Source organism: Serratia grimesii (assembly GCF_900186025.1).
Taxonomy (GTDB): Bacteria; Pseudomonadota; Gammaproteobacteria; order Enterobacterales; family Enterobacteriaceae; genus Serratia; species Serratia grimesii.
In genome coordinates this window covers 3,812,624-3,827,195 of sequence record NZ_LT883155.1, presented here as the reverse complement: position 1 = coordinate 3,827,195, position 14,572 = coordinate 3,812,624, and the positions used below count along the sequence as shown (strand labels likewise).

The 14,572-nt window shown below is 54.0% G+C and carries 9 protein-coding genes and 1 pseudogene; 2 read left to right on the top strand and 8 right to left on the bottom strand.

The window, feature by feature from the left end; genetic code table 11:
* Positions 1–161: 161 nt before the first annotated feature.
* Both trhP and SGBXF1_RS17990 read right to left on the bottom strand, forming a co-directional pair.
* Positions 162–1,514 carry a prephenate-dependent tRNA uridine(34) hydroxylase TrhP gene (trhP, locus tag SGBXF1_RS17995; protein ID WP_061808288.1) on the bottom strand — a complete coding sequence of 451 codons (1,353 nt, stop codon included), beginning with the start codon at positions 1,512–1,514 and terminating at the stop codon, positions 162–164.
* 178 nt (positions 1,515–1,692) lie between these two features.
* Positions 1,693–2,031, bottom strand: coding sequence for a YegP family protein (locus SGBXF1_RS17990; RefSeq protein ID WP_037417767.1), 339 nt, complete (start codon positions 2,029–2,031; stop codon positions 1,693–1,695).
* Between the two features lie 185 nt (positions 2,032–2,216).
* Here SGBXF1_RS17990 and SGBXF1_RS17985 point away from each other — a divergent pair.
* A pseudogene (locus SGBXF1_RS17985) lies at positions 2,217–2,369 on the top strand (PIN domain-containing protein); the annotation flags it as partial.
* Here the strand turns inward: SGBXF1_RS17985 and baeR are convergent.
* From baeR to SGBXF1_RS17955, 6 genes are read right to left on the bottom strand one after another with little or no spacing between them, the layout of a single operon-like run.
* Positions 2,364–3,080, bottom strand: coding sequence for an envelope stress response regulator BaeR (gene baeR, locus SGBXF1_RS17980; RefSeq protein ID WP_061808287.1), 717 nt, complete (start codon positions 3,078–3,080; stop codon positions 2,364–2,366). The pseudogene SGBXF1_RS17985 and the gene baeR sit on opposite strands and share 6 nt — an antisense overlap.
* Positions 3,080–4,462 (bottom strand): envelope stress sensor histidine kinase BaeS, encoded by a 1,383-nt coding sequence (baeS, locus tag SGBXF1_RS17975; RefSeq protein WP_037417777.1) that lies wholly within the window; start codon positions 4,460–4,462, stop codon positions 3,080–3,082. The genes baeR and baeS overlap by 1 nt, the downstream gene beginning before the upstream one ends.
* Entirely contained in the window at positions 4,462–5,892 is a 1,431-nt protein-coding gene (mdtD, locus tag SGBXF1_RS17970) for an MFS transporter (protein ID WP_186427293.1), read from the bottom strand. Before mdtD ends, baeS begins: the two co-directional genes overlap by 1 nt.
* A 10-nt stretch (positions 5,893–5,902) precedes the next feature.
* Positions 5,903–8,983 carry a multidrug efflux RND transporter permease subunit MdtC gene (mdtC, locus tag SGBXF1_RS17965; RefSeq protein WP_061808285.1) on the bottom strand — a complete coding sequence of 1,027 codons (3,081 nt, stop codon included), beginning with the start codon at positions 8,981–8,983 and terminating at the stop codon, positions 5,903–5,905.
* Positions 8,980–12,099: an MdtB/MuxB family multidrug efflux RND transporter permease subunit gene (locus tag SGBXF1_RS17960; RefSeq protein ID WP_186427292.1), complete on the bottom strand. Its 3,120-nt coding sequence runs from the start codon at positions 12,097–12,099 to the stop codon at positions 8,980–8,982. Before SGBXF1_RS17960 ends, mdtC begins: the two co-directional genes overlap by 4 nt.
* Positions 12,099–13,346 carry an MdtA/MuxA family multidrug efflux RND transporter periplasmic adaptor subunit gene (locus tag SGBXF1_RS17955; protein WP_037417823.1) on the bottom strand — a complete coding sequence of 416 codons (1,248 nt, stop codon included), beginning with the start codon at positions 13,344–13,346 and terminating at the stop codon, positions 12,099–12,101. The genes SGBXF1_RS17960 and SGBXF1_RS17955 overlap by 1 nt, the downstream gene beginning before the upstream one ends.
* 269 nt (positions 13,347–13,615) lie before the next feature.
* Here SGBXF1_RS17955 and SGBXF1_RS17950 point away from each other — a divergent pair, with 269 nt between their 5' ends.
* Positions 13,616–14,569 carry an aldo/keto reductase gene (locus tag SGBXF1_RS17950; protein ID WP_061808283.1) on the top strand — a complete coding sequence of 318 codons (954 nt, stop codon included), beginning with the start codon at positions 13,616–13,618 and terminating at the stop codon, positions 14,567–14,569.
* Positions 14,570–14,572 lie beyond the last annotated feature (3 nt).

Below are 14,572 nucleotides of genomic sequence, written 5' to 3'. Positions count from 1 at the left end.
GGAGATTGGACCGGCTAAGGAGGTGGTTCCTAGTATTGCTATGCAAATATTTTTCGTTCTTAGTTTTAAGCAGCTTGATGGTAACCAAGCTGCGAACTAATTGATGTGATCCAATTCTAATATTTGCTAAAAATCACCCTTAAAGCCGCATAATCTGCATTTTATGCCGCAGGACTATTGGTATCTGGTAAATTTCGTATCAGCAGTGCGTAATTGAGATCGATATCTTGTGGGATAGGCAAATAAACGATATGGCCGTTGCCAGGAGCCACGTCGATCGCCTCGCCTTTCTTATTTTGCATGCTCTCGAGGGTAAACAAGACGTTACCGCCCGGGGTCATCATCTCTACGCTATCACCGAGCATGAATTTGTTTTTCACATCGACTTCAGCCCAACCGTCACGGCGTACACCGGTAAATTCACCCACAAATTGCTGGCGTTCAGACAATGAAGAGCCGTAATCGTAGTTTTGCTGTGCGTCATGCACATGGCGGCGCAGGAAACCTTCGGTGTAACCGCGATGCGCCAGGCCTTCCAGCGTGGTAAGCAATGTGGCATCAAACGGCTTGCCGGCAACGGCGTCGTCTATGGCGCGGCGGTAGACTTGTGCAGTACGGGCGCAGTAGTAGAAGGATTTGGTACGGCCTTCGATTTTCAGCGAATGTACGCCTAGCTGTGTCAGTCGTTCCACGTGTTGAATGGCACGCAGATCTTTCGAGTTCATGATGTAAGTGCCGTGTTCATCCTCGAAGGCGCTCATATATTCGCCCGGTTTTTGTGCTTCTGAAAGCATGAACACTTTGTCTGTCGGCGCACCGATACCCAATGTTGGTTCAACGGTTTGTACCGGGATAGGCTCATGGATATGCACGATATTACCGGTATCGTCTTCTTTGCCTTCTTCTGCTTTGTACTGCCAGCGGCAGGCGTTGGTGCAGGTGCCCTGATTAGGGTCGCGTTTGTTGATATAACCGGACAACAGGCAGCGGCCGGAGTAGGCCATGCACAAGGCGCCATGAACGAAAATTTCCAGTTCCATATCCGGCACTTGAGTGCGGATCTCGGCGATCTCTTCCAGTGACAGCTCACGCGACAGGATCACCCGCGTCAGCCCCATTTGTTGCCAGAATTTAACCGTTGCCCAGTTAACCGCGTTCGCCTGTACCGACAAATGAATGTCCATGTGTGGGAAGGCCTCACGCACCATCATGATCAGGCCAGGATCGGACATGATCAGCGCATCTGGGCCCATATCGATCACGGGTTTAAGATCGCGCAAGAAGGTTTTCAGTTTGGCGTTATGCGGGGCGATATTCACGACCACGTAGAATTTCTTACCCAGTGCGTGAGCTTCGTTAATGCCCTGCGCCAGGTTCTCGTGATTGAATTCGTTGTTACGCACCCGCAGGCTGTAACGCGGCTGACCGGCATAAACCGCGTCAGCACCATAGGCAAAGGCGTAACGCATGTTTTTCAGCGTGCCGGCCGGGGAGAGGAGTTCCGGTGTAAACATAATGAGTCTCGGTCTGATTTCAGGTCAGTACTGCACCACCAAATGGCGCAGTAAAAGCGGGGAATTGTAGCGGCAGTGCGGCAAGAAATCAGCAGGTAACCGGATTTATTACAGGGAGATTGATCCTGGTCATAAGAAAAACGCGCGATGGCGGCCATCGCGCGCCGCACAGATGATGTTATGCGCTTAAATCGCGCACGTCGGTGTTCGGGCCATTCTTGATCACCGACTGAATACCGTTTTTTGCAGCAGTTTCAGAGCTGTACATTTCGCTGACGCCGATCACCTGATGGTTTTTGGCTTTCAGGACAAAGTAAGGCTGATTGCTGGTGCTGTGTTTCAGTTCATATTGCGCTTCGTGAGGTGAATTGGTTTGCACAGAGGCAATGCCATTTTCCGCCGAGGCTTTGCTGGCGTACATCTCACTGGCCAAAATGATTTCGCCATTACTGGCTTTCAGGTTGAAGTGGTACTGTCCATTCTTTGCTTTTTTCAGCTCATAGTGACCGATTGCCATGGTTCCTCTCCTGTGGGTTCCGATAAGTGATGTAAGTGTAGCCAATAGCGTGAAACTGAGCGGCTAAGAAACCTTATCTGAGAAGCGTAGCGCAAAAAATACGCAATTTTTTTGCGCTGGCGTTGAGTTTCAATCAGCGAATCGTGCTGTAGCACAGGAAGCTAACGGAGGAATGTGATGCGGGAGATATGGCGAAAAAGGGACGGGTGATACGGGCGCTGGATCAGCTTATCGCCGCACACGCGCAGAGCCGCGGTGCGACAAGAGTAACTCACGATCGAGCATTTGCCGTGGTACCAGGTTTAGCGATTGAGGACTGGACCTGGTACCGGTTATAAGTTATTCACCAGCCGACAAGCTTCGGCTTCCCAGCGGTAACCTACACCGTATACCGAACGGATAAAGGATTTCTCGCCGTCGATCAGTTCCAGCTTGCGACGCAGGTTTTTGATATGGCTGTCGATGGTGCGATCGGTCACTACGCGGTAGTCGTCATACAGATTATTCAGCAGCTGCTCGCGTGAGAACACATTACCCGGCTGGCTGGCGAGGGTTTTAAGCAGACGAAACTCCGCCGGGGTGAGATCCAACATATGATTCTGGTAACTGGCCTGAAAGCGCGGTTCATCGATGTGCAGCTGTGTTTCTTCCTGCGAATTATCCAGCGGGCGATGGCAACGACGCAAAATGGTTTTTACCCGAGCGACCACTTCGCGCGGGCTGTAAGGTTTGCAAATGTAATCGTCCGCACCAATCTCCAGCCCAAGCAGGCGGTCAATCTCCTCGATTTTCGCCGTCACCATTACAACCGGGACGTCGGTAAAGCGGCGCAGTTCGCGGCATACCGTTAGTCCATCGGCCCCCGGCAGCATCAGATCCAACAGGATCAGCGCAGGGCTATGCTCATGTACTGCAGGCACCACCTCGCTGCCGTTGGTCAGCCAATGCGTGGCGTACCCTGCGGCCTGCAGATAATCCACCAGTAGTTGACCGAGTTTGGGTTCATCTTCAACAATCATAATCTGCAATGGCTGATTCTGGGTTTCCATCATGACGCCTTATTCATTAACGGGGTGGCAAATTCTACTGTAATCCGCACGCCGCCTAAAGGCGAGTGCTGTGCGTTGATCGTCCCGTTGTGCGCTTCCACAATATTTTGACAGATCGACAGCCCCAGACCAGAGCCGCCGCTGGCGCGGTTACGCGAACCTTCGGTGCGGTAAAAACGTTCAAAAATACGCGCCAACTGCTCATCAGTGACGCCGGGTGCGCTGTCCTGCCAGTAAATGCGCAAGCAGCCTGGCAACTGTTCTGCACCGATCTCCAGCTTACCGCCCGCATCGGTGTATCGCAGGCTGTTTTCCAACAGGTTGTTAAACAACTGGTTGAGACGATCGGGATCGCCAAACAGCAGCGCCTGTTCAGGAAGCAAAGTCACAATCTCCAGCTCTTTGGCACGAAACCGTTCACGGAAACTGGCAACCGCAATTTGCAGTAAATGCACGCAGTCGACCGGGGATTTACGGTAGGCGAGTGCGCCAAGATCGGATAACGACAGCTGATGCAGATCGTCCACCAGTTTGGTCAGGGTAGAGACTTCTGCCTGCAACGAATTGAGTGAGGCCGGGGTCGGTTGGCGCACGCCGTCCTGTAATGCTTCCAGTTCGCCGCGCAATATCGCCAACGGGGTGCGTAGCTCATGCGAGACGTCAGCCATCACAGCGCGTCGCATCTGTTCATTTTTTTCCAGGGATGTAGCAAGTTGGTTAAAGTCCTGCGCCAGTCGCCCCAATTCATCCTGGCTGCTGACTGCCACTCGAGTGCTGAAATCCCCTGCGGCCAAGCGATGAGTACCGGCGACCAACCGTTTTACCGGTGCCAGCAACCCACGCGACATTAACCAGGTAACGGCCGCTGCTAACAGTGTGGAAAGGGCGACAATCATCCAACTGGTGCGTCTTTGCTGTTGATCGAAATTAATGTCGGTATTACGCGTTAGCCGCTCGATCGGTGTGGTGATCACCCAGCCGACAATTTCATTGTTGTAGCGAATCGGATGGCGTGGGCCTTCTCTCGGCACCGGACCTGAATGGCCCACCAGCCGGTTAAACTGGCTGTCTACGACCCAGAATTGGGTGCGCCAGCCCTTGGGCGGCAGATTGTGGCTGCTGTCGCTGTTTTGTTCAAACGAACGCATGATCTGGTAAACCACCTGATCGTTATTGCGCAGAAAGACCCAGTTGCCATGGCGACTGTACTGTTCTTCCAGCGCTTCACCCAGCATGTTGATGCGTTGTTCGTTGCTGTTTTTGATGTAGTCGATAAAGCCGCGTTCAAAGCTGACACGCACACCCCAGTGCATGGTGATTAACACCAGCATGCAGGTGGCGAAAATCGCCATGAACAGTTTACCGGTAATGCCTATTTTCATTATTGCAACCTCGTGGAGCCTGTGCCCGGCTCTTTGGTCAGTGTACGGTTAGTCGTGGTATCAGCCGGGACGCGGGCGAAGGCCAGTGCGGGCAGAGCGATAATCAATGCCATGCAGCAGTAGCTGTAAATAAATGCGCTGTGAATTGCCGGGCTGTCGGTGACCACCTGATGATGGGCAAAGCTGCCAATAAGAATACCGGCGATGCTGACGCCGAGGCTCATCGACAATTGCATCACCATCGACAACAGACTGTTCCCGCTGCTGGCCAGCCTGTCCGGCAAGTCCTTAAGTGTCAGAGTGTTCATCGCCGAGAAGCGCAGCGAGTTGACCATCCCCTGGAAGAACAGCACTACCGGCAACAGCCAGATCCAACCGATCATCGCCACTAGCGGGAAGCTGAGGCTGATCAACGCCAGCATCAGTGTGGCGGCCACCAACACATTGCGATACCCAAAACGGTTAACCACGCGCACCACAATCCGCTTCATCCCCATACTGCCGATGATCATCGGGATCATCATCAAGCCAGCGTGGAATGGGGAGAACCCCATGCCGACTTGCATGAATAACGGCGTCATAAACGGCAACATACCACTGCCGATACGGCCTAACAGGCTTGCCGTCAGCCCCACCTTATAGGTCTGGGTTTTAAACAGCCTGAGTGAGAATAATGCCCGACTGTTGCCGTGCGCATGCCACCAATAGCCGGCCAACGCTGCCACACCGGCTACGACCAGACCCGAGATAGCTGTAGCAGACAGTCCCATCCCTTTGTGCCCATCAAGCGCCAGGGTCAGCGTCGCCATGCCGATCGCCAGCATGATAAAGCCGCTAATGTCGAAGCGTCGCGTTTGCATGCGGTAGTTAGGCATTAACAATAGGGTGGCGATGGCCCCGGCAATGCCTACTGGGATATTGATCAGGAAAATCCAGTGCCAACTGGCGTACTGGACGAGAAACCCGCCCAACGCCGGCCCCATCAGTGGGCCGATTTGGCCGGGTAGGGTAACGAAGGTCATCGCTGCCATGTACTGTTCACGTGGGACGATTTTCATTACCGTCAACCGACCAACCGGCACCATCATTGCCCCGCCAATCCCCTGAACCACACGTGAGGCGATCAGTTCGTTCAGCGTTTCTGAGCGGGCACACAGGATCGACCCCAGAGTGAACAGCACAATAGCGCTGAAGAAGACTCGCTGGACGCCAACCCGATCCGCCAGCCAACCGCTGGCAGGCAACATTACCGCCACCGTCAGTACATAGGAGACGATCACCGACTGCATGCGCAACGGGTTCTCCCCCAGGCTGACGGCCATCGACGGCAGGGCGGTGTTGACGATGGTGGTGTCCAGCGTCTGCATGAAGAAGCCGAACGCCACAATCCAGAGTTGCCACTGTACTGAGGCGGTGTGTTTTATGAGCATCAGGCAACCATTATTGGGGCAGCGGAACCAATTTCTTGCCGCGACGTAACTTCATCTGCAACCGATCAAAATACAGATAGACCACGGGCGTGGTGTACAGCGTTAACAGTTGGCTCATAACCAACCCACCGGCGATGGTGATCCCCAACGGCTGGCGTAATTCTGCACCGTCACCACTGGTTAACACCAGTGGCAGCGCGCCGAACAACGCGGCCAGTGTGGTCATCATGATCGGTCTGAAACGCAGTAAACATGCCTGGAAAATGGCCTCACGTGCGCTGATACCGCCGTTGCGCTGCGCATCAAGAGCGAAGTCGACCATCATGATGGCGTTTTTCTTCACAATGCCGATCAGCAGCATGATGCCAATCAATGCTATCAGGCTGAACGGCGCGCCGAAAAGTTCCAGTGCCAGCAACGCACCCACCCCTGCGGAGGGCAGGGTGGACAAGATAGTCAGCGGATGAATATAACTTTCATAGAGAATACCGAGCACGATATATACCGTGGCTATTGCCGCCAGGATCAAGATCACCTGGGATTTCAGTGTCTCCTGGAAGACCTGAGCCGTTCCGGCAAAGGCACCGCGTACGGTAGAGGGGACGCCGAGTGCGGTCATGGTACGGGTGACGGCATCGGTAGCATCACCCAGACTGTAGCCGAGCGGCAGGTTAAACGAAATGGTAGAGGCAGCAGAAAGCCCCTGGTGGTTTACGGCCAAAGGTGCGTTGGCCGGTTGCCAGTGAGCAAAGTAGGACAACGGTATCGCTTTGCCTTCACTGTTGATAATGAACATTTTATCCAGAGAGCTGACATCTTGCGTATAGGCTGGCGCCACCTCCATGACCACTTTGTACTGATTGAGCGGTTGGTAAATGGTGGATATCTGGCGCTGGCCAAAAGCATTGTCGAGCAGGTTATTGGCGTCGGAAACCGAAATACCCAACCGCGCCATGGTGTCGCGATCATAAATCAGGTCCATCTCTGAGCCTTTATCCTGTTGATCCGAATTGACGTCTGCCAATTCGGGCAGTGCGGCCAGGGCGGTACGGATTTTAGGTTCCCAGGTACGCAATGCGCTTAAATCGTCAGACAGCAAGGTGTACTGATAGCTGGCATTGGCTTGTCTGCCACCCACGCGAATATCCTGAACGGCCATCAGGAACAGGCTGGCACCCGGCTCCTTTGCCAATTTTGCGCGTAAGCGGGCAATCACCTGTTGAGCACTTTCTTTGCGTTCAGACAGAGGTTTCAGGGAGATAAACATTGAACCGCTGTTGGTGCGCGAACCGCCGGTAAAGCCAGTGACGTTATCCACTGCGGGGTCATCACGCACAATGGTCATAAAATCTTGCAGTTTCACGCGCATCGATTGGAACGAGATGCTCTGGTCAGCCTGAATTGATCCCATCAGGCGACCGGTATCCTGCTCAGGGAAAAAGGTTTTTGGGATGCTGATATACAACCAGACATTCAGTGCCACGGTAGCCAACAGTACCACCAGTACCCAACGAGAATGATTGAGCACCCAGTTCAGCGAACGTCCGTAACCTTGTTGCAGCTTCAGCAACAGCTTGCCAAAACCACGAACCCGCCGCTGTGAGTGCGCTGGCTGCTGGCGCAGCAAATAGGCGCACATCATTGGCGTCAGGGTCAGAGATATCAGTAATGAAAGGCCGATAGATACTGACAAGGTGACGGCAAATTCGCGGAACAGACGGCCGGGCAGACCGTCCATCAGCAACAGAGGAATAAATACCGCCACCAGCGACATACTCATCGAGAGTACGGTAAAGCCAACTTCACGGATCCCTTGCAGAGCGGCCTGGAGTGGTTTCATACCGGCTTCGACGTGGCGAGAGATATTCTCCAGGACCACGATGGCGTCGTCGACCACAAAGCCCGTCGCGATGGTCAACGCCATCAGTGACAGATTGTTCAGACTGAAGCCGCACAGGTACATAGCGGCGAAGGTACCAATCAGTGAAACCGGTACGGCGACTGCCGGGATCAACGTGGCGCGCCCAGAGCGCAGGAAGGCAAAAACGACCAGAATTACTAACGCGATGGCGATCACCAGTGACTGTTCCACCTCTGCCAGAGACGCACGAATGGTCGGAGAACGGTCTTGGGCAATATTCAATTTGATCGACGCCGGAATGCTCTCCCTAAGGGTCGGCAATTCCGCGCGGATGCGATCGACAGTATCAATAATGTTGGCGTCTGGCGAACGGCTTACTACCAGCAGGATGGCCGGTTGGGCATTAGTCATCCCGGCATTACGGACGTCCTGGACCGAATCAATGACGTCAGCAACGTCGCTGAGTCGTACAGCAGAACCGTTGTTGTAATGTACGATCAGCGGTTTGTAGCCTTCTGCTTTCTTGATTTGATCGTTGCTTTGTATTTGCCAGCGTTTGTCCTGGCTTTCCGCCGTTCCCAGCGGCGTACGCAGGTTGGCGTTACTGATAGCCTGACGCACACTGTCCAGTGATACGCCCTGGTTAAACAGCGCGGACGGATTCAACTCGACGCGCACTGCCGGCAAGGAACTCCCGCCCACGGTGACATCGCCCACGCCATCAGTCTGCGAGATTTTTTGCGCCAGTTGGGTGGAGGCAAAGTCATAAAGTTGCCCCTGGCTATAGGTATCGGACGTCAGCGTCAGGATCATGATCGGCGCGTCGGAGGGGTTCATCTGGCGATATGTGGGGCGACTTGGCATGCCGGAAGGCAGCAGGCTTTGCGCCGCGTTGATCGCCGCCTGCACGTCACGCGCAGCGCCATTGATATCACGGTTAAGATCAAACTGCAGGATAATGCGGGTGCTGCCCAGTGAGCTCATTGAGGTCATTTCATTGACCCCCGCGATGCGGCCCAGTGCGCGCTCCAATGGTGTGGCGACGGAGGTCGCCATGGTTTCTGGATCAGCGCCCGGCAAGGTGGCAGTGATAGAGATCACCGGGTAATCCACCTGCGGCAAGGGGGCGACCGGCAAGAGGCTAAACCCGAGCGCCCCGGCTAACGCAATGGCTAGCGTCAGCAGGGTGGTCGCGACCGGCCTAAAGATAAACAGCGAGAAGAATTTCACGGTGTCTCCTGAGACTCTTCTTTGGCGTGGGTATTGCGCGCCAGTTTGTCAAACAGCAGATAAATCACCGGAGTGGTAAATAGTGTCAACACTTGGCTCATGATCAGGCCACCCACCATACAGATGCCGAGCGGGCGGCGCAGCTCTGCGCCCACACCGGTACTGAGCATCAAAGGAAGTGCACCAAGCAAAGCAGCCAGCGTAGTCATTAAAATTGGCCTAAAGCGCAGCAGACATGCCTGATAGATTGCGTCATACGGTGTCATGCCTTGTTCGCGCTCGGCGGCGAGCGCGAAGTCGATCATCATGATGGCGTTTTTCTTCACGATGCCGATCAGCAAGATGATGCCGATAATGGCGATCACGTCCAGCTCGCTGCCGGCCATTATCAAGGCTAACAGTGCACCGACCCCAGCAGTTGGCAGGGTGGAGAGGATAGTGACCGGATGGATAAAGCTCTCATACAGCACACCCAGCACGATATACATTGCCACCACGGCGGCCAGGATAAGCCACAGCGTATTGCCGAGCGCAGCCTGAAACGCCAGCGTTGCCCCTTGGAATTTGGTGGTGATGTCTTTCGGCATGTTGAGGTTTTTCTCAACCTGAGTAATGGCATTGACCGCTTGCTCAAGTGAATAACCGTCCGCCACATTGAACGACACTGTGGTGGCCGGGAATTGGTCAAGATGGTTAATGGATAACGGCCCGTTGCGCTGTTCAATTTTGGCAATCGTGTTCAACGGCACGATGGTACCGTTACTGCTGGTCAGGCGAATATCGTTCAAGGCAGCCAGACCTGGCGTTGCCTGCACGTCATGCACCAGCACCACGCGATACTGGTTCGCCTGAGTGTAGATGGTGGAGATTAAGCGCTGGCCAAAAGCGTTATACAGCGCGCTGTCCACGTCGCTCATCTGGACACCCAACCGAGAGGCCGAGTCGCGGTCGACGTTGATATAGGCTTCCAACCCCTGATCTTGCCAGTCGCTGCTGACGTCTTGCAATGCTGGGGTTTGTCGCAGTTCATCGACCAATTGTGGTACCCATTGGCTGAGCTGCTCCAGCGACATTGCCTGCAGGGTAAACTGATACTGGGTACGGCTGACCTGAGTATCGATAGTCAAATCTTGCACTGGTTGCAGATACAAATTCAAACCGGGTAGTTTGGCCGCCTGTTGCTGCATCCTGTTGATGATTTCTTGCAGACTGCCGCTGCGTTCGCTCAGTGGTTTGAGGTTGATTTGCAAACGGCCGCTGTTAAGGGCGGCATTGGTACCATCCACACCGATAAATGAGGTGAGGCTTTCCACCGCCGGATCTTGTAACAGTTGGGCCGCTACCTGTTGTTGTAGCTCTGCCATTTTACTGAAGGAAACCGACTGCGGTGCCTCCAGCGTGCCTTGTATCAAGCCATTATCCTGAATCGGGAAAAAACCTTTCGGGATAAACAGGTACAACAACACTGTGAGCGCCATGGTACTCAGCGCTACACCGAGTGTTAACCACTGATGATCAAGCACTTTTTTTAGCCAAACGCCATAGCCGGCAATCACTCGCTCGAAGAAACGCTCAGAAGCAGCAGAAAAACGGTTCTGTTTACGCAGCGATTCATGGCTCAGCATACGTGCGCACATCATTGGCGTCAGCGTCAGGGAAATAAAGGCCGAAATCAGAATCGCAACTGCCAGCGTGACGGCAAACTCACGGAACAAACGGCCGACAATATCCCCCATAAACAGCAGCGGAATCAGTACCGCCACCAGTGAGAAGGTAAGTGAAATGATGGTGAATCCGATTTCACCGGCACCTTTTAATGCGGCATCGAGCGGTTTCTCTCCTTTTTCGATATAGCGAGAGATGTTTTCGATCACCACAATCGCATCATCGACCACAAACCCGGTGGCGATAGTCAGTGCCATTAACGTCAGGTTGTTGATCGAAAAACCGAGAAAGTACATGACGGCAAAGGTGCCGATCAGTGACAGCGGCACTGCAACACTCGGGATTATGGTGGCCGGCACATTACGCAGGAAGATGTAAATGACCATAACCACCAGAGCGACGGCCAACAGCAGCTCAAATTGCACGTCGCTGACTGAGGCACGAATGGTGGTGGTGCGGTCCGTCAGCACCTTGACGTCGACTGACTTTGGCAGGCTTTTGATCAGTGTGGGCAACATCTCACGGATGCTGTCGGCAGTGGTAATGACGTTGACCCCTGGCTGGCGCTGGATGTTCAGCACGATCGCCGGTTGCTTATTAGCCCAGGCGGCCAGTCGGGTATTTTCGGCACCCTGTTCAACGGTCGCAATATCCTGCAACCGAATAGGTGCGCCATTTTTATAGGCGACAATCAACTGACGATATTCATCTGCTGATTTCATCTGATCATTGGCGGACAGTGTTACTGAACGCGCTGGACCGTCCAGGCTCCCCTTGGCCGAGTTGACGTTGGCACCGGTAATGGCTGTGCGAACTGTTTCACTGTCCAGACCGTTGGCGGCCATGGCGGGGGCATTGAGTTTGACGCGTACGGCAGGTCGCTGACCGCCGGACAGCGTCACCAACCCAACGCCGGTCACCTGGGATATTTTCTGCGCGACCCGGGTTTCCACCATATCTTCCACCTGGGTCATCGGCATGGCGGTTGAAGTCACGGCCAGCGTCAGGATAGGGGGATCGGCAGGGTTAACTTTGCTGTAAATGGGTGGGTAGGGCAGGTCGGTCGGCAACAGGTTAGTGGCAGAGTTAATCGCCGCCTGCACTTCCTGTTCGGCGACGTCTAGTGACAGCGCCAATTGGAATTGCAGCGTGATCACCGATGCGCCGCCGGAGTTTTGCGACAGCATCTGTTTAAGCCCGGACATTTGGCCGAATTGGCGTTCCAATGGGGCCGTAATTGCCGATGTCACGACATCTGGACTGGCGCCAGGGTATAACGTCACCACCTGAATGGTCGGATAATCTACCTCCGGCAAGGCAGAGACTGGCAGTGAGCGATAACCGATAATCCCCGCCAGCAAGATTGCCACCATCAACAGCGTGGTGGCCACCGGGCGCAGGATAAATAGGCGGGATGGACCGCCACCGGGGTTCGGTGTCATCACCTGCATCAGGATTTCTCCCGTTTGGCATGCGGTTTGGTACTGCTGTCGGCCGCTTTGGTCTGCGGTGTGACCACTTCCACTTTCATGCCTTCAATCAGTTGGTCAATACCGTCGGTTACTACCCGTTGTCCGGCGTTGAGCCCGCTGGCGATAACCACGTTCTGGCTATCTTCAATACCCAGGGTTACGAGGTGCTTGCTGACCTTATTTTCATCATCCATGGTCCAGACGAAGTTACCTTCGTTGCCCATTTGCACGGCTGCGGTCGGTACCACTACCGCGTCCTGCAATGTTGCGACTTTCAGGCGTGCATTCACAAATTGGTTAGGGAACAGCGCATCGTCTTCGTTGGCATATTGCGCCTTCAATTTAATCGTGCCGGTGGTGGTGTCGATCTGGTTATCAATACTGAGCAGGCTGCCCTGTGCTAACAAGGCTTTATTGGTACGGCCCCAGGCATCTACGCTCACCGGCCCCGCCTTCTGCGCTTTAATGATATCGCTGATATTGCCTTCCGGCAGGGTGAATACCACGTCGATCGGATGGGTTTGAGTGATCACCACAATGGCAGTGGTGCCGCTGGTGATGTAATTCCCCATATCTACCTGCTTTAACCCGACGCGGCCTGAGATAGGTGCAATGATCTTACTGTAAGTCAGTTGCAGCTGTGCGCTGTCGACGGCGCCTTGGTCTGCCTTAATCGCCCCTTCAGTCTGCTGGACCAACGACAGTTGGGTATCGAGCTCTTGGCGTGAGACCAGATTGGTTTTGACCAACTGCTGGTAGCGTGCCAGATCGCGCCGCGCGTTAGCGAGCGTAGCCTGATCTTTTGCCAATTGGCCTTGCGCCTGAGTTAACAGAACCTGGTAAGGACGAGGATCGATTACAGCCAGCAAGTCCCCGGCTTTTACCTGTTGCCCTTCGGTGAAATGCAATGACATTAGCTGTCCGTCGACCCGACTGGTAACGGTGACGGTATTAGCGGCAGTGACAGTGCCCAGACCGATCAGGTAGCGAGGAACGGTCTGCTGGGTGGCAGTCGCGGCCTGCACCGGTGATATAGAGCCACCACGTCGGCCACCCGCGTGGCTTGCACCCGCTGGATTCGCGCCGGCGCGACGTGCACTCGGTGCCGTATCTGTGGCCGGTTGCGCAGCGCTGAAGTGACGCCAAATCAATACGGCGGCAATAGCCACAATAACCACCACCAGCAGGCGCAGTAACAGTGAACGACGTGGGTTTTTTGCATTCATGGTGGCGAAAATCTCTCCAAAAGGCAGGCGTGCGGGCACTCATTGCCAAAAAAGTTACACTCCTTACAGAATACTAGTTTAGCGAGGAAAGACGGCATAAAAATGAAGGAAATATGGAGGAACCGTCAGCATTGTCCGAATAAGTTGTAGATTTGATCATGCTATGTTTATAAGCGATGCCATCCGGCTTATAGCGAATGCGTTTTAGCGAATTTCCTGCTTTCGCGCTAATAATTAACCTGCGAATTATTAACTCTATGGAGCATGCAATGAGTCTTAAAGAATTGGGCCGTTCAGGCATCAAAGTGCCAGCATTGACCTTCGGCGGAAACGTATTTGGTTGGACGGCGGATCGAGAGACTTCGTTCAGCTTACTCGATGCGCTGGTGGAGAATCAGCTCAATTTCATTGATACCGCAGATGTGTATTCGAGCTGGGCACCTGGCAACCAGGGCGGGGAGTCCGAAAGTACGATTGGCCAGTGGTTGAAGAAGAGCGGCAAGCGTGATCAGGTGATTATTGCCACCAAAGTGGGTAAGCCGATGGGCGAAGGCAAGCAAGGGCTGTCGCCGCGTTATATTCAGCAAGCGGTAGAGGATTCCCTTCGCCGTCTGCAAACAGACTATATCGATCTTTATCAGTCACATGATGATGATCAGGATACACCGCTCGCGGAAACATTGGCTGCGTTTGATGCATTAATCAAAGCTGGCAAAGTGCGAGCAATTGGAGCCTCTAACTATCAGGCCGATCGTCTGGAAGAAGCACTCAATGTCAGTAAGCAGGAAGGGCTGGCACGTTACGAAACCCTACAACCGGAATATAACCTGTATGCGCGAGCCGGTTATGAACAGGGGTTGGAGGCCGTTGCGCAGCGTCATGGGTTGGGCGTGATTAACTTCTTCTCGCTGGCCAGCGGTTTTCTGACCGGGAAATACCGCAGTGAGCAGGATATTGGCAAGAGTCAGCGCGGTGACAGGATTATTGCGCAGTACCTTAATCCGCGGGGTTTTAACATTCTGGCAGGGTTGGATCAGGTTGCGAAGAAACACCACGCCACACCGGCCCAGGTTTCACTGGCATGGCTGATAGCGCGGCCCAGCATCACGGCGCCGATCGTCAGTGCAACGTCATTGAAACAGCTGGATGAACTGATTAGTGCCACCCGACTTCGATTGGATGCTGAAGATATCAGCACATTGAATGAAGCCAGCGCCTGGTAATCA

Coding starts and splice junctions, on each gene's coding strand:
- SGBXF1_RS17960 (WP_186427292.1), bottom strand. CDS start 12,099: ATGCAGGTGATGACACCGAACCCCGGTGGCGGTCCATCCCGCCTATTT.
- SGBXF1_RS17950 (WP_061808283.1), top strand. CDS start 13,616: ATGAGTCTTAAAGAATTGGGCCGTTCAGGCATCAAAGTGCCAGCATTG.
- SGBXF1_RS17990 (WP_037417767.1), bottom strand. CDS start 2,031: ATGGCAATCGGTCACTATGAGCTGAAAAAAGCAAAGAATGGACAGTAC.
- mdtD (WP_186427293.1), bottom strand. CDS start 5,892: ATGCTCATAAAACACACCGCCTCAGTACAGTGGCAACTCTGGATTGTG.
- baeS (WP_037417777.1), bottom strand. CDS start 4,462: ATGAAAATAGGCATTACCGGTAAACTGTTCATGGCGATTTTCGCCACC.
- SGBXF1_RS17955 (WP_037417823.1), bottom strand. CDS start 13,346: ATGAATGCAAAAAACCCACGTCGTTCACTGTTACTGCGCCTGCTGGTG.
- trhP (WP_061808288.1), bottom strand. CDS start 1,514: ATGTTTACACCGGAACTCCTCTCCCCGGCCGGCACGCTGAAAAACATG.
- baeR (WP_061808287.1), bottom strand. CDS start 3,080: ATGGAAACCCAGAATCAGCCATTGCAGATTATGATTGTTGAAGATGAA.